Source organism: Otariodibacter sp. (assembly GCF_029256985.1).
Classification (GTDB): domain Bacteria; phylum Pseudomonadota; class Gammaproteobacteria; order Enterobacterales; family Pasteurellaceae; genus Otariodibacter.
Genome location: NZ_JARIDQ010000072.1, coordinates 1 through 19,416, shown reverse-complemented (window position 1 = coordinate 19,416; position 19,416 = coordinate 1). Strand labels below are relative to the sequence as shown.

The following is a 19,416-nucleotide window of genomic DNA, read 5'->3' as shown; positions in this document are numbered from 1 at the left end:
ATATAAATAATTGCTTAATAGGCTTTTTTACTTAGGCTATTCCTTTATTGTCCAACTTTCTCTATAATTCATATCTTCTTACTTTACGTTCTTTAAAATCTGGTGGAATTATGAATCCAATGTTAAATATCGCTATTCGTGCAGCACGAAAAGCGGGCAATATTATTGCCAAAGGTTATGAGCAATCAACTTCAGATCTCGATATTACTCAAAAAGGTACTAATGATTATGTCACTGCTATTGATAAAGCGGCAGAAGAAGCAATTATTGAAGTTATTAGAAAATCGTACCCTGACCACACCATTGTAGGTGAAGAGTCGGGGCTTTTGTCTGCGGATAATAGCGATGTGCAGTGGGTTATTGATCCTTTAGATGGTACGACTAACTTTATCAAACGTTTTCCGCATTTTTCTGTATCAATCGCTATTCGTGTTAATGGACGTACGGAAGTGGGTGTTGTTTATGATCCTATTCGTAATGAATTATTTACCGCAGTTCGTGGTGAGGGTGCTAAATTAAATGAATTCCGTTTGAGAGTAGACAATGATCGTCGTGATTTACAAGGTGCTGTATTAGCAACAGGTTTTCCATTTAAAGTGGCAAAACATACAACAGCTCATTTAAATATGATTGAAGGTCTTATGAATAACGGTGTTGCTGATTTCCGTCGTACAGGTTCTGCTGCATTAGATTTAGCTTATGTAGCATCAGGACGTGTTGATGGTTATTTTGAAATCGGCTTAAAACCTTGGGATTGTGCAGCAGGCGATATTATTGCCCGTGAAGCGGGTGCATTGGTGACAAATTTTGTTGGTGGCACAAATTATTTGAAATCAGGTAACTTAGTGGCTGGTAATGCAAGAGTTGTAAAAGAGATTTTAAATACAATTAAACCGGTATTATCTGATGATCTAAAATCATAATTCCAGTAGAAAATGTAGGCAGAGATTTTCTGCCTTCTTCAATAATTTAGGTAGATTCTTTACCTTACGATTAAGATGATATTATGCAAAAAACCTATCCCTTATTAAGTCAAATTAATAGTCCTGATGACTTACGCTTATTACCAAAAGAAAAATTACAACAACTTTGTGATGAATTAAGGGCGTATTTATTAGAATCTGTCAGTCAAACAAGTGGTCACTTAGCCTCTGGCTTAGGTACTGTAGAGCTGACTGTTGCATTACATTATGTCTATCAGACTCCATTTGATCAATTAATTTGGGATGTAGGTCATCAAGCTTATCCGCATAAAATTCTCACTGGTCGTCGAGACCAAATGTGTACAATTCGTCAGAAAAATGGTTTACATCCTTTTCCTTGGCGAGAAGAAAGTTCTTATGATGTATTGAGTGTTGGTCATTCGTCAACATCAATTAGCGCAGGCTTAGGTATTGCCATTGCAGCAGAAAGAGAAAATGCTAACCGTAAGACGGTTTGCGTGATCGGTGATGGTGCAATTACAGCAGGTATGGCATTTGAAGCGCTTAATCATGCTGGCTCACTTCACCCAGATATGTTAGTTATTTTAAATGATAATGAGATGTCTATTTCAGAAAATGTTGGTGCATTAAATTATCATTTAGCTCGTCTGTTTACTGGTTCGTTATACGGCACCTTGAGAGAAAGTGGTAAAAAACTGTTATCTGGTGTACCGCCTATTAAAGAATTTGTTAAGAAAACAGAAGAGCATGTAAAAGGTTTTGTTTCTCCCGTTGGTACAATGTTTGAAAGTTTAGGATTTAATTATATCGGTCCAATTGATGGGCATGATATTGATGAACTTGTTTCAACATTAACCAATATGAGAAATATGTCTGGTCCATTATTTCTTCATATCAAAACGAAAAAAGGAAAAGGATATACCCCAGCAGAAGAAGATCCAATAGGTTTTCATGGTGTACCAAAATTCGATCCTGCATTAGGCAAATTACCTAAAAATAAATCAGTACCAACTTATTCTTCAATTTTTGGTAATTGGCTTTGTGAAATGGCAGAGAAAGATCCTAAACTTATAGGAATTACTCCTGCAATGAGAGAAGGATCGGGTATGGTTGAGTTTTCTAAACGTTTTCCTGATCAATATTTTGATGTTGCCATAGCTGAACAACATGCGGTTACTTTAGGAGCAGGACTTGCGATTGCAGGCTATAAACCTGTTATTGCAATTTACTCCACTTTCTTACAAAGAGCTTATGACCAGTTAATTCATGATGTAGCTATTCAAAATTTACCTGTAATTTTTGCTATTGACCGAGCAGGTATTGTCGGCGCTGATGGTCAAACTCACCAAGGTGCATTTGATTTAAGCTTTATGCGTTGTATTCCTAATATGACTATCATGGCACCAAGTGACGAAAATGAAATGCGCCAAATGCTTTATACTGCTTATACAATGAACTCACCTGTTGCCGTACGTTACCCTAGAGGGAATGCTCAAGGGGTTAAGTTAGAACCGATGATGGTAATGGAAATTGGTAAGGCTAAGATATTAAGAGAAGGTAAAAAAGTTGCTATCCTTAACTTTGGTACTTTACTCAATGAGGCACAAAAGGTTGCGGAAGATAGGGATTATACACTTGTTGATATGCGATTTGTTAAGCCATTAGATGAAGCATTAATTCGTGATTTAGTAGATACACACGATATTTTGGTTACTGTTGAAGAGAATGTAATTCAAGGTGGTGCAGGAAGTGCTGTAAATGAATTTTTACAAAAAATAGAGAAGATTAAACCGCTTGTGATGGTTGGTATTCCTGATTTCTTTATTCCTCAAGGTACTCAAGCTGAGATGTATGCAGATTTAGGTTTAGATGCAAAAGGTATTGATTCATGTATAAGAAAGATGCTAGTTGATAATTAGAAAAGAAAGCCGATTCAAAGTTTACCCATATTTTGTGTAAATACACATTTCATTTAAAGGTGATCGGTCAAGCGATCACCAAATCCAATTATAAAACGATTTAGAGCTACTCGCCAAATTTGTATAATTTTTATTCATATCTTTGATGCATCTTTAATGGTTAACTATCCCACTTTAAATACTGTATTATCTGTTGGAAGTATTTTATCACTCGACGTGTCTGCCTAACGATTCTATCGCACTTGTCGTATAAATCGCTTTGCGATATCATCAGGATAACTAAATAGTGTTGTAATATTTACCTAGTTATCTTCCCAACATTTTGAAATCAATGGATATTTTCTTTAATTTGTGTGCCAAAGCTTCTAATGCAATAGATCCTGTTGACGCTTAATAAACTTGTTTTAAGTCTAATACGATTACTTTGTAATTTTATCTTGTTTAGGATGATGTTTTTTTATAGTTAAGATGGGAGAGGAAGATCTACATTTAATGCGATCTCTGCTATGATTTTTTCAGCATTCGGAAGAGTTGATTAAGAGTTTATGGAGTTTTGAGATTTTTAGTTAATTCAAGGAATAATGTTTTGAGTTATTTTTCATTTATAACAAAATACCTGCTGATTGAAAATGCTTACCTCACAAACAGGTATTTATATAAATTCTAATATAGACTTAACATTCAGGTTAACTATTATTTAGCTTTGGTAGTAATCTCACTTATTGTTTTATTTGAGTTTGTTTTTTCAAATTATTTAATGCTAACAATCCCTTTTCACAGCTTAAATTTTGTTTTATTGGATCTAATTTTAGAATTTGTTGTTTAGAAGAATCTAACTTATCTTTCATCTTACTCACTTGGATTTGATGAGTGCCTGGTTGTTTTTTAGCTTCCGAAATTAATTTATCACCTTCCTTAAACATTTTTTGGCACTGGTACGCTAATGTGCCTGTACTTTCTGTTTTTACTATTGTTAAAGATGAAGTTTTTAAATCAGTAGCAACGCTAACATTATTTGTAAGGATAAAAAATAGAACACTAGTAGAAAAAAGAAAAAGACTCTTGTTTAACATATATCCCTCTTATTGAAAAACTGTCATTGAAATTTAAATCTCCGCATATTATCAAATTAAATCTTACAAGTCATTACGATCTTTTAAGGTATTTAAGAATGAATTCTTTTAAATTTAAATTTTGATTTAAATCAATAATGTATAGATAGTTTATAATAAAATTAAATAATTATTTAATTTTGTGATCTATGTACTCTTTTTATGGTTTTTAATTTTATTGTTTACTAGTAGAATATCCCTCAACGTTTCAGAAAATTTTTCTGAAAATGATGCTGTCTATGTCAGTATGTTGGGGATTACATTATTTGTGGTTTATTTGTAATCAATTATGTAGATAAATCTATTATAAAGGGGTTTAAAATGTTAGATATTGTTGAGCTTTCACGCTTACAATTTGCATTAACCGCTCTTTATCATTTTTTATTTGTTCCTTTGACATTAGGACTTTCCTTTGTACTGGTTACAATGGAAACGCTTTATGTTGCGACAGGTAAAGAAGTGTATAAAGATATGACAAAATTTTGGGGGAAGTTATTTGGAGTTAACTTTGCCTTAGGTGTGACAACGGGAATTACCATGGAGTTTCAATTTGGTACTAACTGGTCATATTATTCCCATTATGTTGGTGATATTTTTGGAGCTCCGCTTGCTATTGAAGGTTTAATGGCATTCTTTTTAGAGTCTACTTTCGTAGGACTTTTCTTCTTTGGATGGGAACGTCTATCGAAAGGAAAACATTTGCTAGCAACTTATGCAGTAGCATTTGGTTCTAACTTCTCAGCTTTATGGATTTTAGTTGCTAATGGGTGGATGCAAAGTCCTGTGGGATCTGAGTTTAATTTTGAAACTATGCGTATGGAGATGAGTAGTTTCTCTGAATTGGTTCTTAACCCAATTACTCAGGCTAAATTTTTACATACTGTTACGGCTGGTTATACTTGTGGCGCAATATTTGTTTTAGGAATTAGTGCCTACTATTTATTAAAAGGACGTGATTTAGGATTTGCACGTCGTTCATTTTCTGTAGGAGCTACTTTTGGATTAATTTCAATTCTTTCTGTATTGATTATGGGAGATGAATCAGGTTATGAAATTGGACGTGCTCAACCTGTGAAGTTAGCTGCGATGGAAGGTGAATTTGAAACAAGTCATGCTCCAGCTCCTTGGAATATGATTGTTATTCCTAACTCAAAAGAAATGAAAAATGAATTTTCTATTTCAATTCCATATGCGGCGGGCATTATTGCTACTCGATCTATAGATACAGAAATTGTGGGATTAAAGGATTTAAGAGTACAAAATGAACAGCGTGTACGTACTGGTATGGTCGCCTATTCTTTACTAGAAAAACTTCGCTCTGGTGATTATACAGAAGAAGATAAAGAAGCATTTAAGGCTGTTCAAAAAGATTTAGGCTTTGGTTTATTATTGAAAGCTTATACCAATAATGTAGTGGATGCTACAGAAGAACAGATTAAACAAGCAGCAGCAGATACAATTCCTAATGTTGGTCCAACTTTCTGGGCTTTCCGAATTATGATGGCAGCTGGATTCTTAATGCTAATTTTAATTTTTTGGGCATTTGTTAGAAATATTAGAGGTAACTTTAATAAGTCTTTATTATTTAGAGCATTACTTATTGGGATACCATTACCATGGATTGCTATTGAAAGTGGTTGGTTTTTAGCTGAATATGGCCGTCAACCATGGGCAATTTATAATATGCTTCCAACAGGAGTGAGTAATTCAGCATTAACACAAGTTGATCTTTGGATTTCTATAGGGTTATTGTGTGGGTTATATACATTATTCTTGGTTGTTGAAATGTATTTAATGTTTAAATATGGTCGATTAGGACCTAGTGCGTTAAAAACAGGTCGCTACCATTTTGAACAGTCTACGAAATAAGTGGGAGTAAAAAATGATTGATTATGAAGTTTTACGCTTTATTTGGTGGATTTTAATCGGCGTACTTTTAATTGGTTTTGCTATTACAGATGGTTTTGATATGGGAGTGCTTACATTATTACCTGTAATAGGAAAGAGTAATGTTGAGCGCCGTATTATGATAAATTCTATTGCACCTCATTGGGATGGAAACCAAGTTTGGTTATTAACAGCTGGTGGTGCTATTTTTGCTGCATGGCCAACTGTTTATGCAACATCATTCTCAGGTTTTTTCCTTGCGATGATCCTAGTATTAGCAGCACTCTTTTTCCGACCTGTGGGTATGGAATATCGTGCGAAAATTGATAGTCCTAAATGGAGAAGCGCTTGGGACTGGGGATTATTTATTGGTGGCTTTGTCCCTTCGTTAATTTTTGGTGTAGCATTCGGTAATTTGTTACAGGGTGTTCCATTTGAATTTAATGAATTGAATCAAGTGAGATATACAGGTTCATTTTTTGGTTTACTTAATCCATTTGCATTATTATGTGGAGTTATTAGCTTGATGATGTTAACGACTCAAGGTGCAACATGGTTACAAATGAAAACTACAGGTGAGTTACGTAATCGTGCCAGAGGGATATCTCAGGTTACATCTTTAGTAGCTATCGGTGTTTTTGTGATTGCTGGTATTTTTGTTTATTTCAAAGAAGGATTTGTTGTAACCAGTATTATTGATCATAATGCACCATCAGTATTTACAACGAAGAGTGTCACTTTAGAAAGTGGTGCATGGTTCAAAAATTATTTTGAAATGCCAGTTCTTTGGATTATACCTGCTTTAGGTGTAGTTGGTGGATTATTAACATTTGTAGCATCTCGAGCCAATAGATCTGGCTTATCTTTCTTTGCTTCGTCAATAATGTTAGCAGGAATTATATTAACAGCGGGTATTTCTATGTTCCCATTTGTTATGCCATCTATTTCTCATCCTGAAATGAGTTTAACTATGTGGGATTCGACTGCTAGCCATACTACACTAACAATCATGTTTGTTGTTGCTTGTGTCTTTGTACCAATTGTACTTGCTTACACCATATGGACTTATATCAAAATGTTTGGACGTATTGACGCTAAATTTATTGAAAGCAATCAATCAAGCTTGTATTAGGAGAAGACTATGTTCTATGTAACTTGGGTGCTAGGTGTGCTATTAGCAATTTTATTTGCTGTTGTCGTCACCATTAGTATTGAAAAAACAGGTAAATTTGACGAGTAATCATGATAGATTCTCTTTATAATTTAACAAGAAAGGGCTGGTTGAAAGCCCTTTCTTTTATAATATCCACATCAATGTTTATTTTAATTTGGGTATTTTCGAGCTCATTTGCATTGCACTTTGGTGGACATATACCATATTTTGCTCTATTTGTTTTTTATGGAATGGTGATTTTATGGATCCATGGTATAGGCTTTGAAATTAAATCGTCTTTATTTAGAATAATTTTTTTACCTTTTTTGGGGTATATAATTGTATTACCTTCATTTCTTTATTTTATCTTTTCATTGTTAGGTTAATAGTTGTTAAACATATATCTTTTATTTTTACAAAAGTAAGCATAAAAGATCTTGCACAACAAATATTCTCTATCTAAAATGGAGGTTATTATGCGTCTACTTTTTAGACGCTTTAATTTTTTGGTATAAATGGATCAGTTGATGCAATTTCCTATTCGTGTATATTATGAAAATACTGATGCTGGTGGTGTTGTGTATCATGCGCAGTATTTGAATTTTTTCGAACGAGCAAGAACAGAGTTATTACGGACTCTTTCTTTTTCTCAACAAAAATTATTTGCAGAAAAAATAGCATTTGTTGTGAAAAAAATTGAGATTGACTATAAGGCTACTGCACGCTTGGATGATATGTTAATTATTGAAACTGAGATTGTGAAGCTTAAAAAAGCATCCATTATCTTTAAACAAAAATTATGGCGTGAGAAAGAGTGCTTAACTGAAGCTACTGTAACAGTTGCTTGTGTTAATCTAGAAAAAATGAAACCAATAGTGATCCCTGATGTCATTTTAGTACAATTACAAGCGGTTGGATCGTTTTAATATTTTACTTTATTCGGAGTTTTTCAATGTCAACTGAATTTGACTTGCTATCGTTATTTTGGGAAGCGAGTATTGTTGTTAAGATTGTAATGTTTATCTTACTTGTATTTTCTGTGTTATCTTGGGCTGTAATTATTCAGCGTAGTAGTGTATTGACTCGTGCTAAAAAAGAAGCTTTAGTATTTGAAGAGCGGTTTTGGTCTGGTGAGGATTTACACAGATTACATGAAGGGTTAGAAAACAGAAGAGACGGATTAAGTGGATCAGAGCAAATTTTTTATGTAGGATTTAAGGAATATAATCGCTTACAACAATCAAATCCTGATGCGCCAGAATCAACTATTCAAGGCTCTACTAGAGCGATGAACTTAGCTCTGAATAGAGAATTAGAAAGTTTAGAAAGTTACATTCCTTTTTTAGGAACAGTTGGATCTATTAGTCCTTATATTGGACTTTTTGGTACAGTATGGGGAATTATGCATTCTTTTATGGGATTAAGTGCGGTAAAACAAGCTACGTTACAATCGGTTGCACCGGGAATTGCAGAGGCTTTAATTGCAACTGCTATCGGGTTGTTTGCAGCCATCCCAGCAGTTATGGCTTATAACCGCTTAAGTTTAAAGGTAAATAAGTTGGAACAAAATTACGCCAATTTTATTGATGAGTTTACTACAATTTTACATCGTCAGGCTTTTGCCAAAAAATAGTCGTATTCATAGCATAGACTTAATTTTATAAGTCTATGTGAGTACGGAGTAGAACAAAATAATATTATAAAAGAGGAAAATATGTCTCGTCGTCGAGAACGTAATGCAATTAAATCTGAAATCAATATTGTTCCATTTTTAGATGTATTGCTTGTATTATTATTAATCTTTATGGCTACTGCACCAATTATTAGTCAGAGTGTTGAAGTAGATTTACCAGAAGAGAGACATAGTCAGTCAGTTACAAATGAAGATAAAACGCCTGTAATTTTAGAAATTGCAGATGTAGGTATGTATAAATTAAAGATAGAAGGAAATTACATTCAACAGAATGAAAATGAGTTTATCAATGAGCAAGATGTTATAGCTTATGCAGCAGATGCTTTTGATAAAGATAATAATACCTTATTTCTTGTAGCTGGTGGAAAAGATGTTCCTTATGAAGAAGTAATGAAAGGAATTTCTTTATTAAAGGATGCCGGTATAAAGTCAGTTGGTTTAATGACTCAAGGAAAATAATCAAGGATAATACGTGAAATTGAAAAATGATAGATTAGAAATTGCTATAATTTTTTCTGTATTTTTACATTTTGTATTGATTGGGTTACTTTTAATCGGATCTTTTTTTACCAAAATGATTCAATATTCATCCGGTGGAAGTGGAGGAGATCAAGATAGCTTTGAAGCTGTAATGGTTGATACTGGGCAAGTTGCGGAAGAATATAATCGATTAGTTGCTCCCGTTACTAAGAATCTACCAGATAAATTTGATGAAGAACAACCTAAGGAAGCTACTTCAGAGATTGTGGAGAGTGAACAAGTAGCCAAAGTTGATGATTTGGAAGCTTCAAAAATTGCAGAAAAAGAGAAAAAACAACAATTAGAGCAACAAAGAGAAGAACAGAAAAAAATTCAGCAAAAACAACAGAAAAAACAAGAAGTTGCAAAGCAGCAGGAAGAAACTCGTAAAAAACTTGCAGAACAAGCAAGATTGAAGGCTGAGGCAGAGGCTAAACGTTTGGAGGCTCTAGCTAAACAGGCAGAGGAAGATCGGAAAGCAAAAGCGAAAGCTAAGGCTGAGCAAGAAGCAAAAGTGAAAGCAGAAAAAGAAGCGAAAGCTAAGGCTGAGCAAGAAGCAAAAGCGAAAGCAGAAAAAGAAGCTAAAGCTAAGGCTGAGCAAGAAGCAAAAGTGAAAGCAGAAAAAGAAGCGAAAGCTAAGGCTGAGCAAGAAGCAAAAGCAAAAGCAGAAAAAGAAGCAAAAGCGAAAGCAGAAAAAGAAGCTAAAGCTAAAGCAGAAAAAGAAGCGAAAGCTAAGGCTGAGCAAGAAGCAAAAGCGAAAGCAGAAAAAGAAGCTAAAGCTAGAGATGCTGCAAGAGCTCAACAGCTACTGGATGGAACACTTGGACAAGGAAGTAATAGAAATCAAAGTGGTTCAAAAGGAAGTGGAGGAACTACTGGTGTAGGACAAGGGTCTGCTCTAGGTAATCGCTATTTGGATCAAATTAGCCGATTACTAAGATCTAAATTTAGAAATGCAAATGGACAATCTTGTTATGTTAGAATTTTTATTGAAAGAAATGGAGTGATAAGAAATTATCAGGTGATAAAAGGTCCAGCTGATGTTTGTGATGCTGCAACGAGAGCAATTGTTGCAACAGGAAAAGTACCTCCTGCTCCATCAGATGCGATATATCAGCAATATAGTTCACCAACAATTGAGTTTAGACCTTAATTACTGATAATTTATCCCATAACTCCTTAATTTTAGAGGTTAATTTATGAAATTATTCGCATATTTTAAGAAATGCGTAGGACTTATAAGCTGTTTTATGGCAGTATCTGCTATGGCTGAATCCGATGTTCAGATTTTAGTAGATGGTGCAATTAATACATCTCAACCAATAGCAGTAGTACCTTTTAGGACGAACGTATCAGTACCGAGTGATGTGGCTCAAATTGTTTCTGATGATTTACGTAATAGTGGAAAATTTTCTCCTATTCCTAGAAATAGATTGCCATCACAACCAGGTTCAGCTAGTGATATCGTTCCCGATCAATGGACTACTTTAGGCACTGATTATGTTGTTGTTGGACAAGTAGAGGCTGCTGGTAATGGATATAGTATCGCCTATCAGTTAGTTGATGTATTAGGAACATCAGGATTTGCTGGTAATGTTGTATCTCAAGGTGCTTTTAATGTGTCAACTGAACAAATTAGATTAGGAGCTCATACTGTAAGTGATCAAGTTTTTGAAAAAATTACCCAAATTCGAGGTGCATTTAGAACTAAAATCGCCTATGTAGTTCAACGAGGTGTATCATCGTACGAATTACGAGTTTCAGATTATGATGGATTTAATGCCTTTACTCTAGTTTCAAGTAAAGAACCATTTATGTCACCAGAGTGGTCTCCAGATGGAACAAAATTAGCTTATGTAACATTTGAAAATAAAAAGCCTCAAGTTGTGGTACATAATATACGTAGTGGTAAACGTATAGTCGTAGGAGCTTTAAAAGGACATAATGGAGCACCATCATTTTCACCAGATGGATCTCAGCTAGCATTTGCATCAAACCAAGATGGATTATTAAATATTTATATTGCTAATGCAAATGGCGGTGGAATTAAACAATTAACCAGAGGACAAGGAAATAATACAGAGCCAAGTTGGTCACCTGATGGAAGTAGAATTTTATTTACTTCAGATCGTGGAGGAGCACCTCAAGTTTATAGCATGAATCTATCGGGTGGTAACATCAGCTTAATCGGAGGAAGTGGTAGTGGTAAGATTTCCTCAGATGGTAAGAATTTAATCATGGTTTCAAGCGATAAAATTGTAAAGCGTGACTTGGTTTCAGGTAGCACGGAAGTACTAAGCTCTACGTTTTTAGATGAAAGTCCAAGTATTTCGCCAAATGGTACTATGGTTATTTATAGCTCTACCAAAGGTGTGAGCAAAGTGCTACAATTGGTGTCAGCAGATGGCCGTTTTAAAGCTAACTTGCCGGGTGTAGGTGGGCAATATAAGTTCCCTGCTTGGTCACCGTATTTGACTAAACAATAATTCTTTTTAGGAGAACAAAATGAAAAAACTAGCTAAAGTATTAATGATTGCGGCACCAGCTTTTGTTTTGGCAGCATGTAGTAGTTCAAGCAATGATGATGCAGCAGCAACAACAGCAACAACAACAGCAAATACAACTACTCAAACTTTTGGTGGTATGTCAGTTCAAGATTTACAAACTCGTTATAATACAGTTTATTTCGGTTTTGATCGTTATGATGTTGAAGGTGAATATCAAAATTTATTAGATGCACATGCACAATATTTAAATTCTACAAGTGGTAATGTTACTATTGCAGGTCATGCTGATGAGCGTGGTACACCTGAGTACAATATCGCATTAGGACAACGCCGTGCAGATGCAGTAAAAAATTATTTAGCATCTAAAGGTGCAACAAATGTTTCAACAGTTTCTTATGGTGAAGAAAAACCAGCAGTATTAGGTCATACAGAAGCTGATTATGCAAAAAACCGTCGTGCAGTATTAGAATACTAATTTTTGCATAATATTTTAAATAAAGCCTCGATTTTTCGAGGCTTTATTTTTTTATAAATAATCTATTTCGTATTTTTATTTTTTTTCCGTTAAAATAGATGAAAATTTAATAGAAAGGGCTAGCTATGCAGTTTATTGGAAAACTTTTGGGATTTTTCATCGGTTATAAGTTTTTGGGTGGTTTTTTTGGAGGGCTACTTGGTGTAATTATTGGTCATTGGGCTGATAAAAAATTATATGAATTAGGGTCGGTTTCTTCCTCTGTATTTGGTAAGGCATTAACTCGTCAATCTATCTTTATTCAAACAACATTTGCTGTATTAGGTCATATTTCTAAGTCTAAAGGCCGAGTAACTGAAGACGATATTGAACTTGCAAGAAGACTTATGATTCAAATGAAATTGGATACTCAAAGTCAGCAACTCGCACAAAAAGCGTTTACCTTAGGAAAGAATGCTGATTTTCCTTTACGTCAAGTGATTAAAGAGTTTAGAGAAGCCTGTGGGCAACGTAGGGATTTATTACGTTTCTTTGTTGAAGTACAAATGCAAGCAGCCTTACAAGATGGCACTATTGATATTAATGAACAGAAAATTTTGTTTACGATTGCGGAAGCATTAGGAATGTCTAAATTCCAGTTTGAGCAAATGTTAGCAATGATAGCAGCTGCACAACGTTTTCGTTCAGGACAGTACCAATACGAGCAATATTCTTCACAGCAAGAAGGGCATTATCAAGGGCAGAGTGGTGGATATCAGCAATCCTATAACAAAGGTCCAACCTTGGAAGATGCATATAGTGTGTTAGGTGTTGATGCCAATAGTGATCAAACAACAGTAAAAAGAGCTTATCGTAAGTTAATGAATGAACATCACCCAGATAAATTGGTTGCAAAAGGATTACCACCAGAAATGATGGAAGTTGCGAAAGAAAAAGCACAACAAATTCAAGCAGCTTATGACTTAATTTGTAAAGCAAAAGGTTGGAAATAATGCAGTCTCGATCTCATGTTATACCACTTTTTTTAGCTATTGTTGTGATTGTGATATCTATATGGTCGGGTTGGCATCCGACAGATAGAGATGTGTGGTATGCGGAAGTAACACCAATTTTTATCGTATTTGGACTATTAATGTTAACGTATTCACGTTTCCAATTTAGTGGGTTAGCTTATTTCTTAATGTCATTATGGATGATTATGCATTTAATCGGTGCAAAATATACTTTTGCAAATGTACCTTTTGATTGGGCAAATGTCTATTTAGAGCCTTTTCTTGGAGAAGGGCGTAATCATTTTGATCGTGTGGCGCACTATATTATCGGCTTTTACAGCTTTCCAATGGCGGAATGGCTACTACGTAAACGTAAATGTGGAGTAGGTGTTGCCTTCTTTTTCTCGTTATTTTTTATCATGTCATTGGCAGCAACTTACGAATTGATTGAATGGCAATATGCAGTGATTGAAGGCGGTGAGGCAGGAGTGGAGTTTTTAGGATCGCAAGGCGATATTTGGGATGCTCAAAAGGATATATTAGCGGATACGTTAGGTGCTATTACGGCGTTAATTATCTATTTAATCGCTCGTCCTGATTTGTATTTGCGGCGCTATCACTAACAAGCGGTTAGATCCTGTGGAATTTTTACCAAAACGAGTTATTCTTGCACCAATGCAGGGCGTGTTAGATCCTTTTGTTCGACAGTTGTTAACTGCAGTTAATGATTATGATTTTTGTATTTCTGAATTTGTACGAGTTGTCGATCAAAAATTACCTAAAAAAACCTTTTATCGCCTTTGCCCTGAATTACATCATCAAGGCTTTACCCCGTCTGGTACACCTGTTAGAGTTCAAATTTTAGGGCAACATCCTGAATGGTTGGCAGAAAATGCGGATCTTGCTATTCAGCTAGGATCTCACGGTGTTGATTTAAATTGTGGGTGTCCATCTAAAACAGTTAATGGTAGTCAAGGTGGAGCTTCGCTTCTTAAAAATCCTGAACTTATTTATCGAGCAACTCAAGCAATGAGAATGGCTGTCCCTAAAGATTTGCCTGTTTCAGTTAAAGTGAGATTAGGATGGGATTCTGATTCTTCAGCTTTTGAAATTGTAGATGCGGTGCAACAAGGTGGAGCAACGGAAATTACGGTTCACGGACGTACTAAAATGGATGGTTATCGGGCTGAACGAATTAATTGGCACAAAATAGCGGAAATTCGTCAGCGACTCACTATTCCGGTTATTGCAAATGGTGAAATTTGGGATGTAGATTCTGCAAAAAAATGTGTGGAAGTGACCGCTTGCGAGAGTGTAATGATCGGGCGAGGTGCATTGCAAGTCCCTAATTTAAGTAAGGTAGTCAAATTTTCTGAAGCGAAAATGCCTTGGCAACAAGTGCTAGATTTATTATATACCTACGTTCAAATGGAAAATGGACAAGATAATAAAGGATTTTATCACATTGCACGAATTAAGCAGTGGTTGCGTTATTTAGATAAAGAATATCCCGAAGCAAATGATTTATTTGCACTATTAAGAACTGAGCAAGGCTATGAAGGGCTAAAACATCGGCTTATGGAGGCAAAATTTGGATAAAAAAATATTTAGTGAAGAAGAGCAACAAGAAACAGTACTACAACCTAAGCAGGAATTTTCTGAGGATTCCGTAGAGTCTGTTGAATTAGAAGAAGAGAGTAAGAATGTCGAAGCTGAACTCATTATTGAGGAAAGTTTAAAACCTTCTCGATTCTGGGTTCGAGTGCTACTTGGTGCTTTAGTCTTATTTTGTGGCGCAGTGATTGCTCAATCTATTCAATGGTTAATCGATACTTGGATGGCTCATCAGTGGATTTATTTTGTTTTCTCTATTGTTTTTTTCTGTGTCAGCTTAACGGGGATTGGAACTTTAATTGTTGAATGGAATAAGCTACGTTGGTTGCGTAAACATCATCAAAATCAGCAAATGACCCAGCAATGGTTAGTTGATAAAAATAATGTAAGCGGTGAGATGGCGACAGAGTTTTGTCAATCGGTGATTCAAAATTTATCCCAAACGCCAATGATAGCTCAGGCAGAAAAACGTTGGAAAAGCCAATTAGACCAAGGATATAACAGCCAAGAAGTGCTTTATCTATTTAGCCAGAATGTACTTATTCCATTAGATAGCCAAGCAAAAAGAATGATTAGTCAAAGTGCCATAGAAAATATGATTATTGTTGCAGTAAGTCCATTAGCAATAGTTGATGTCTTAATGATGGCATGGCGTAATATTGCCTTAGTGAATAAAATCACTCGAGTTTATGGGATGGAATTAGGCTATTTTAGCCGTTTAAAACTCTTTAGAATGGTGCTTACCAATATGGTATTTGCGGGTGCGACTGAAATTATGACAGATGTGGGAATGGAATTTTTTTCACAAAATCTTACCGCAAAATTATCTATGCGGGCAGCACAAGGAATGGGGGCAGGGATATTAACTGCAAGATTAGGGATTAAAGCGATGGAGTTTTGTCGTCCTGTGGCGTTTAATAAAAATGAACGACCTAAACTTGCTGAAATTAGACAACAATTATTAGGTGTGTTAAAAGATAAAATATTTAATAAATCAACGGAAAAAGAATTGGATAAAGTGTAGTTTTATCTATACTTATTCATATCGCTTTTTAACAACCAGCTTTTTAACAACAAAAGGTAAATGAAATGAAAAAATGGAAAACACTCATTATTATTGCAGTTATTGTCATTATTGGTGGATTCACTTTAAGCAATAGTTATAACGGTTTAGTTAAAGCTGAAGAGAGCATTAATTCTGTGTGGGGGAATGTGGAATCAGCTTATCAACGCCGTGCAGATTTAATTCCAAATTTAGTCAATACGGTGAAAGGTCAAGCGAATTTTGAACAAGAAACTATAACGCAAGTTATTGAGGCGAGAGCGAAAGCCACTCAAACGCATATTGACCCAAGTAATGCAACAGAAGAGCAGTTAGCTCAATTCCAACAAGCACAACAAGGATTAAATTCAGCATTATCACGCTTATTAGTCAGTGTTGAGCGATATCCAGAGTTAAAAGCGAATGAAGGTTTCCTCAATTTACAAGCTCAGATTGAAGGAACTGAGAATCGTATTAACGTAGAACGTAATAATTTTAATAATGCGGTGAAAGAATATAATCAAAAAGTTCGTCAAGTGCCGACAAAATTTGTCGCTTTATTATTTGGTTTTGAAACTAAGCCTCAATTTAAAGCAGACGCTGGTGCGGAAAAAGCTCCCGTAGTTAATTTTAACTAAAGTGGGCTAAAGCAAAGAGATAAGCGGTAGGATCCCATTATTTTTTTGCAAATAATGGGATTATTTTTATAAAACAAAGCTTATTTTACTGAGGAAATTATGGGATTATTTGATCTTCTTAATAAGAAATTACCGATTGATACACAACAGATAGAACAAGCAATTTCACATTTAGAAAAACAAACCTCTGCTGAATTGAGAGTGGTGGTAGAGCGTAAAGTAAAATCTAATTCACCTATCGATCGAGCCAATCAGCTATTTGATGAATTAACGATGCGAGAAACAAAAGATCGCAATGGTGTATTAATTTATTTATCGTTTAAACCTCGTTTAATGGCGATAGTAGGTGATGAGGGGATTCACCAAAAAGTAGGAGAATCATTTTGGGAGTCAGTTTATCAAGTAATGAAAGCCGATTGTCAGAATGGTGACTTTACCCTTGCTATTTGCAAGGGAATTCAGCAAGTTGAGCAACAGCTGAAAACATATTTTCCGATTCAAACAGATGATAAAAATGAGTTACCTAATGAGGTGATCATCAAATGATAAAGCGATATTACCAATTAATACTTTCCTTAGCACTGTTCAGTTTTTCTGCATTGAGTTCGGCAGAATATCCTAGTGTACCCAATCCTTTTCGTTATGTAACAGATTATACCCAAACATTAAGCCCACAAGATCAACGGACACTAGAAAATGCGTTGGTAGATTATGGCACAAAAACAAGTTCTCAAATTGCGGTTGTGATCATAGCGAGTACAGAAGGTGAAACTATTTCTAGTTACACTCATAATTTATTTAATAAGTGGGGTATTGGACGGAAAAAAGAGAATAATGGCGTACTACTTTTAGTTGCAAAAAATGATCACAAATTATTTATTGCCACAGGTCGAGGCTTAGAGGGGGTATTACCGGATGCAATCGCATCATCAATTATTCGTAATGATATCACTCCATATTTTAAAGAAAATCGTTATGCAGAAGGTATTGCAAAAGGTTTATCTTCTATCATTGCAGCAACGCAAGGGGAATATCAACCTTTAGAGAATCAAGATGAAAATGATCCGAACGATTTTTTAATATTCATATTCTTTGCCATAATTATTTTCTTTGTGTTTGGCGGTTTTAATAGAAGAAATGGAGTTTATATTAGTTCAGGCGATCTAGGTAGAGTAATACGCCATAGTCGCTCTAGTGGTTTTGGTCATAGCAGTGGAGGCTTTGGCGGAGGTTCTAGCGGTGGTTTTGGCGGTGGAAGCACTGGTGGTGGCGGTGCTGGTGGGAGTTGGTAAAGAAAATTAGACGCTATAAAGTATGGTTTTATAGCGTCTAATATAATTAATACTTATTTTGTACCAAAAATCTTATCACCCGCATCACCTAAACCAGGGATAATATAACCCTGTTCGTTTAAGTGGCTATCTATTGAAGCAGTATAAAGTTCTACATCAGGATGAGCTGCTTCTAATGCTTTAATCCCTTCTGGTGCAGCTACAAGCACTAGCACTTTGATATTTTTACATCCAGCATTTTTGAGTAAATCAATGGTTGCAATCATTGAACCACCTGTTGCAAGCATTGGGTCTACAATAATAGCAAGACGTTCTTCCACATCATTCGCTAATTTTGTGAAGTAAGGAACTGGCTCAAGGGTTTCTTCATTACGATACATTCCCACTACACTAATTCTTGCACTTGGCATATGTTCAAGTACACCATCCATCATCCCTAAACCCGCACGTAAAATAGGAACAACCGTTACTTTTTTACCTTTAATGCGGTCAATTTCAACTGGACCATTCCAACCTTCGATAGTAACTTTCTCAGTTTCTAAATCTGCGGTTGCTTCATAGGTTAACAAGCTACCAACTTCAGTGGCCAATTCACGGAAGTTTTTGGTATTAACATCACCAGCACGCATTAAACCTAGTTTATGTTTTACAAGCGGGTGCTTAACTTCAACGATTTTCATTTTTTCTCCTTATTCTGATTTTTTAATTAACTGATTTTATCAAATTGTTGCAGTATGAGATTCAATCTAGAGCAGACAGCAACTTCCAAAAAGCTTGAATAATAGGCTCTTTTAAGCGTCTATGTTGAACACAAACGCCTAACTCAAAAGGTTTAATCGCAATATCGGGTAAAAAGAAGGATACTTGATCGCTTACAGCACTATGTTGTACCACGACATCAGGAAGCATTGCCACACCACAACCGACTGCAACCATAGATAATATAGCTTCATGGCCTTCAACGGTTGCATAAATTTGTGGTTTACGGATTTTTTGTAATTTAAACCAATGTTCTATTCGCTGACGAGCAGGACCTTCTACAGGTAAAATAAAAGGGATATGTTGCCAATCAATAGGGGAGTATTTGAGTAATTTAGTTGCAAGACAAGTGATTTTTGGTACAACTAACGATAGGCTTATATCATCAATAAATTGAAAAGCAATATTATGTGGCAGAAATTCAGGTTTACCTGCTAAAGCTAGATCAGATTTTAATGATTGTACGGTATTTAATGCTTTAGCTGGATCGCCCGTACTTAATTTAATTTCTACTTTGGGATAGCGTTGTCTAAATCGTTCTAGTATTTTAGGCAAGTGACTATAAGCGGCAGTTACAGAACAAAATAGCTTAAGTTCCCCTTCTAATTCATTTTGTTTTTGGGATAATTCTTGTTGAATTTGCTGCCAAGAAAGCCAAGTTTGCTCTGCAAAACTTAAAAATTTCCTACCCGCTTCCGTTAAAATAACCTGTCGATTATCTCGTAATAACAATGGTTGTCCAATTTCCTCTTCCATTCTTTGAATATGTCGAGAAAGCGTAGACGCACTCATATGATTTTTCTCCGCTGTGCGAATAAAACTATGAGTGTTGATAATATCTAAGAATAGTTTTAGGTTTTGGATGTTCAT

Annotated in this window: 22 protein-coding genes and 1 pseudogene; 19 read left to right on the top strand and 4 right to left on the bottom strand. The window is 35.3% G+C overall.

From position 1 onward, the window contains the following. Positions 1 to 110 precede the first annotated feature (110 nt). Together suhB and dxs are read left to right on the top strand one after the other, a co-directional pair. Entirely contained in the window at positions 111 to 923 is an 813-nt protein-coding gene (suhB, locus tag Q1J40_RS07270; RefSeq protein WP_301099444.1) for an inositol-1-monophosphatase, read from the top strand. Between the two features lie 83 nt (positions 924 to 1,006). Beyond that, positions 1,007 to 2,863: a 1-deoxy-D-xylulose-5-phosphate synthase gene (gene dxs, locus Q1J40_RS07265; protein WP_301099443.1), complete on the top strand. Its 1,857-nt coding sequence runs from the start codon at positions 1,007 to 1,009 to the stop codon at positions 2,861 to 2,863. Positions 2,864 to 2,916: 53 nt separating this feature from the next. Here dxs and Q1J40_RS09175 read toward each other — a convergent pair. Both Q1J40_RS09175 and Q1J40_RS07260 read right to left on the bottom strand, forming a co-directional pair. Then, positions 2,917 to 3,124, bottom strand: a pseudogene (locus Q1J40_RS09175) (IS256 family transposase); the annotation flags it as partial. A gap of 458 nt (positions 3,125 to 3,582) precedes the next feature. Next, on the bottom strand, positions 3,583 to 3,936 hold the full coding sequence (locus Q1J40_RS07260; protein ID WP_301099442.1) for a DUF5339 domain-containing protein: 354 nt from the start codon (positions 3,934 to 3,936) through the stop codon (positions 3,583 to 3,585). Between the two features lie 360 nt (positions 3,937 to 4,296). On the opposite strand from Q1J40_RS07260, the gene Q1J40_RS07255 reads away from it, so the two are divergent. The 17 genes from Q1J40_RS07255 to Q1J40_RS07175 all read left to right on the top strand — a co-directional run bounded on the left by Q1J40_RS07255 (position 4,297) and on the right by Q1J40_RS07175 (position 17,787). After that, the gene (locus Q1J40_RS07255) at positions 4,297 to 5,844 is read left to right on the top strand and encodes a cytochrome ubiquinol oxidase subunit I (RefSeq protein WP_301099441.1); all 1,548 of its coding nucleotides are present in this window, start codon (positions 4,297 to 4,299) and stop codon (positions 5,842 to 5,844) included. 13 nt (positions 5,845 to 5,857) lie between these two features. Then, positions 5,858 to 6,994 (top strand): cytochrome d ubiquinol oxidase subunit II, encoded by a 1,137-nt coding sequence (gene cydB / locus Q1J40_RS07250; protein WP_301099440.1) that lies wholly within the window; start codon positions 5,858 to 5,860, stop codon positions 6,992 to 6,994. A gap of 9 nt (positions 6,995 to 7,003) precedes the next feature. Then, positions 7,004 to 7,102, top strand: coding sequence for a CydX/CbdX family cytochrome bd oxidase small subunit (locus tag Q1J40_RS07245; protein ID WP_301099439.1), 99 nt, complete (start codon positions 7,004 to 7,006; stop codon positions 7,100 to 7,102). A 2-nt stretch (positions 7,103 to 7,104) separates the two neighbouring features. Next, positions 7,105 to 7,401, top strand: a complete 297-nt coding sequence (locus Q1J40_RS07240) for a cyd operon YbgE family protein (RefSeq protein WP_301099438.1) — start codon at positions 7,105 to 7,107, stop codon at positions 7,399 to 7,401. Between the two features lie 141 nt (positions 7,402 to 7,542). Next, entirely contained in the window at positions 7,543 to 7,941 is a 399-nt protein-coding gene (gene ybgC, locus Q1J40_RS07235; protein WP_301099437.1) for a tol-pal system-associated acyl-CoA thioesterase, read from the top strand. 26 nt (positions 7,942 to 7,967) lie between these two features. Next, positions 7,968 to 8,648 (top strand): protein TolQ, encoded by a 681-nt coding sequence (gene tolQ / locus Q1J40_RS07230; RefSeq protein WP_301099436.1) that lies wholly within the window; start codon positions 7,968 to 7,970, stop codon positions 8,646 to 8,648. An 81-nt stretch (positions 8,649 to 8,729) separates the two neighbouring features. Beyond that, positions 8,730 to 9,167, top strand: coding sequence for a colicin uptake protein TolR (gene tolR / locus Q1J40_RS07225; protein ID WP_301099435.1), 438 nt, complete (start codon positions 8,730 to 8,732; stop codon positions 9,165 to 9,167). 13 nt (positions 9,168 to 9,180) lie between these two features. Then, complete coding sequence (gene tolA / locus Q1J40_RS07220; protein ID WP_301099434.1) at positions 9,181 to 10,380, top strand: cell envelope integrity protein TolA; 1,200 nt, start codon at positions 9,181 to 9,183, stop codon at positions 10,378 to 10,380. 97 nt (positions 10,381 to 10,477) lie between these two features. After that, on the top strand, positions 10,478 to 11,713 hold the full coding sequence (gene tolB / locus Q1J40_RS07215) for a Tol-Pal system beta propeller repeat protein TolB (RefSeq protein WP_502306661.1): 1,236 nt from the start codon (positions 10,478 to 10,480) through the stop codon (positions 11,711 to 11,713). A 19-nt stretch (positions 11,714 to 11,732) separates the two neighbouring features. Beyond that, positions 11,733 to 12,209, top strand: coding sequence for a peptidoglycan-associated lipoprotein Pal (pal, locus tag Q1J40_RS07210; protein ID WP_301099432.1), 477 nt, complete (start codon positions 11,733 to 11,735; stop codon positions 12,207 to 12,209). Positions 12,210 to 12,334: 125 nt separating this feature from the next. Then, positions 12,335 to 13,201: a co-chaperone DjlA gene (gene djlA / locus Q1J40_RS07205; protein ID WP_301099431.1), complete on the top strand. Its 867-nt coding sequence runs from the start codon at positions 12,335 to 12,337 to the stop codon at positions 13,199 to 13,201. Beyond that, positions 13,201 to 13,824, top strand: a complete 624-nt coding sequence (locus Q1J40_RS07200) for a DUF2238 domain-containing protein (RefSeq protein ID WP_301099430.1) — start codon at positions 13,201 to 13,203, stop codon at positions 13,822 to 13,824. The genes djlA and Q1J40_RS07200 overlap by 1 nt, the downstream gene beginning before the upstream one ends. Positions 13,825 to 13,840: 16 nt before the next feature. Beyond that, the gene (dusC, locus tag Q1J40_RS07195; RefSeq protein ID WP_301099429.1) at positions 13,841 to 14,800 is read left to right on the top strand and encodes a tRNA dihydrouridine(16) synthase DusC; all 960 of its coding nucleotides are present in this window, start codon (positions 13,841 to 13,843) and stop codon (positions 14,798 to 14,800) included. Then, complete coding sequence (locus tag Q1J40_RS07190; protein WP_301099428.1) at positions 14,793 to 15,839, top strand: YcjF family protein; 1,047 nt, start codon at positions 14,793 to 14,795, stop codon at positions 15,837 to 15,839. The genes dusC and Q1J40_RS07190 overlap by 8 nt, the downstream gene beginning before the upstream one ends. 65 nt (positions 15,840 to 15,904) lie before the next feature. Further along, entirely contained in the window at positions 15,905 to 16,495 is a 591-nt protein-coding gene (locus Q1J40_RS07185; RefSeq protein ID WP_301099427.1) for a LemA family protein, read from the top strand. 99 nt (positions 16,496 to 16,594) lie between these two features. Then, the gene (locus Q1J40_RS07180) at positions 16,595 to 17,041 is read left to right on the top strand and encodes a TPM domain-containing protein (protein ID WP_301099426.1); all 447 of its coding nucleotides are present in this window, start codon (positions 16,595 to 16,597) and stop codon (positions 17,039 to 17,041) included. After that, on the top strand, positions 17,038 to 17,787 hold the full coding sequence (locus Q1J40_RS07175) for a TPM domain-containing protein (RefSeq protein WP_301099425.1): 750 nt from the start codon (positions 17,038 to 17,040) through the stop codon (positions 17,785 to 17,787). The genes Q1J40_RS07180 and Q1J40_RS07175 overlap by 4 nt, the downstream gene beginning before the upstream one ends. A gap of 53 nt (positions 17,788 to 17,840) precedes the next feature. Here Q1J40_RS07175 and upp read toward each other — a convergent pair whose 3' ends face one another. Together upp and ilvY are read right to left on the bottom strand one after the other, a co-directional pair. Beyond that, positions 17,841 to 18,467 carry a uracil phosphoribosyltransferase gene (gene upp, locus Q1J40_RS07170; RefSeq protein WP_301099424.1) on the bottom strand — a complete coding sequence of 209 codons (627 nt, stop codon included), beginning with the start codon at positions 18,465 to 18,467 and terminating at the stop codon, positions 17,841 to 17,843. Between the two features lie 61 nt (positions 18,468 to 18,528). Next, on the bottom strand, positions 18,529 to 19,416 hold the full coding sequence (gene ilvY, locus Q1J40_RS07165) for an HTH-type transcriptional activator IlvY (RefSeq protein WP_301099423.1): 888 nt from the start codon (positions 19,414 to 19,416) through the stop codon (positions 18,529 to 18,531).

What these genes read in the sequence shown, in the direction of transcription:
- Q1J40_RS07200 (WP_301099430.1), top strand. Translation starts at nt 13,201, where the DNA reads ATGCAGTCTCGATCTCATGTTATACCACTTTTTTTAGCTATTGTTGTG.
- djlA (WP_301099431.1), top strand. Translation starts at nt 12,335, where the DNA reads ATGCAGTTTATTGGAAAACTTTTGGGATTTTTCATCGGTTATAAGTTT.
- Q1J40_RS07260 (WP_301099442.1), bottom strand. Translation starts at nt 3,936, where the DNA reads ATGTTAAACAAGAGTCTTTTTCTTTTTTCTACTAGTGTTCTATTTTTT.
- ybgC (WP_301099437.1), top strand. Translation starts at nt 7,543, where the DNA reads ATGCAATTTCCTATTCGTGTATATTATGAAAATACTGATGCTGGTGGT.
- Q1J40_RS07185 (WP_301099427.1), top strand. Translation starts at nt 15,905, where the DNA reads ATGAAAAAATGGAAAACACTCATTATTATTGCAGTTATTGTCATTATT.
- ilvY (WP_301099423.1), bottom strand. Translation starts at nt 19,416, where the DNA reads ATGAACATCCAAAACCTAAAACTATTCTTAGATATTATCAACACTCAT.
- Q1J40_RS07255 (WP_301099441.1), top strand. Translation starts at nt 4,297, where the DNA reads ATGTTAGATATTGTTGAGCTTTCACGCTTACAATTTGCATTAACCGCT.
- Q1J40_RS07175 (WP_301099425.1), top strand. Translation starts at nt 17,038, where the DNA reads ATGATAAAGCGATATTACCAATTAATACTTTCCTTAGCACTGTTCAGT.
- upp (WP_301099424.1), bottom strand. Translation starts at nt 18,467, where the DNA reads ATGAAAATCGTTGAAGTTAAGCACCCGCTTGTAAAACATAAACTAGGT.
- Q1J40_RS07240 (WP_301099438.1), top strand. Translation starts at nt 7,105, where the DNA reads ATGATAGATTCTCTTTATAATTTAACAAGAAAGGGCTGGTTGAAAGCC.
- dxs (WP_301099443.1), top strand. Translation starts at nt 1,007, where the DNA reads ATGCAAAAAACCTATCCCTTATTAAGTCAAATTAATAGTCCTGATGAC.
- Q1J40_RS07180 (WP_301099426.1), top strand. Translation starts at nt 16,595, where the DNA reads ATGGGATTATTTGATCTTCTTAATAAGAAATTACCGATTGATACACAA.
- tolR (WP_301099435.1), top strand. Translation starts at nt 8,730, where the DNA reads ATGTCTCGTCGTCGAGAACGTAATGCAATTAAATCTGAAATCAATATT.
- tolB (WP_502306661.1), top strand. Translation starts at nt 10,478, where the DNA reads ATGGCAGTATCTGCTATGGCTGAATCCGATGTTCAGATTTTAGTAGAT.
- suhB (WP_301099444.1), top strand. Translation starts at nt 111, where the DNA reads ATGAATCCAATGTTAAATATCGCTATTCGTGCAGCACGAAAAGCGGGC.
- Q1J40_RS07245 (WP_301099439.1), top strand. Translation starts at nt 7,004, where the DNA reads ATGTTCTATGTAACTTGGGTGCTAGGTGTGCTATTAGCAATTTTATTT.
- cydB (WP_301099440.1), top strand. Translation starts at nt 5,858, where the DNA reads ATGATTGATTATGAAGTTTTACGCTTTATTTGGTGGATTTTAATCGGC.
- tolQ (WP_301099436.1), top strand. Translation starts at nt 7,968, where the DNA reads ATGTCAACTGAATTTGACTTGCTATCGTTATTTTGGGAAGCGAGTATT.
- pal (WP_301099432.1), top strand. Translation starts at nt 11,733, where the DNA reads ATGAAAAAACTAGCTAAAGTATTAATGATTGCGGCACCAGCTTTTGTT.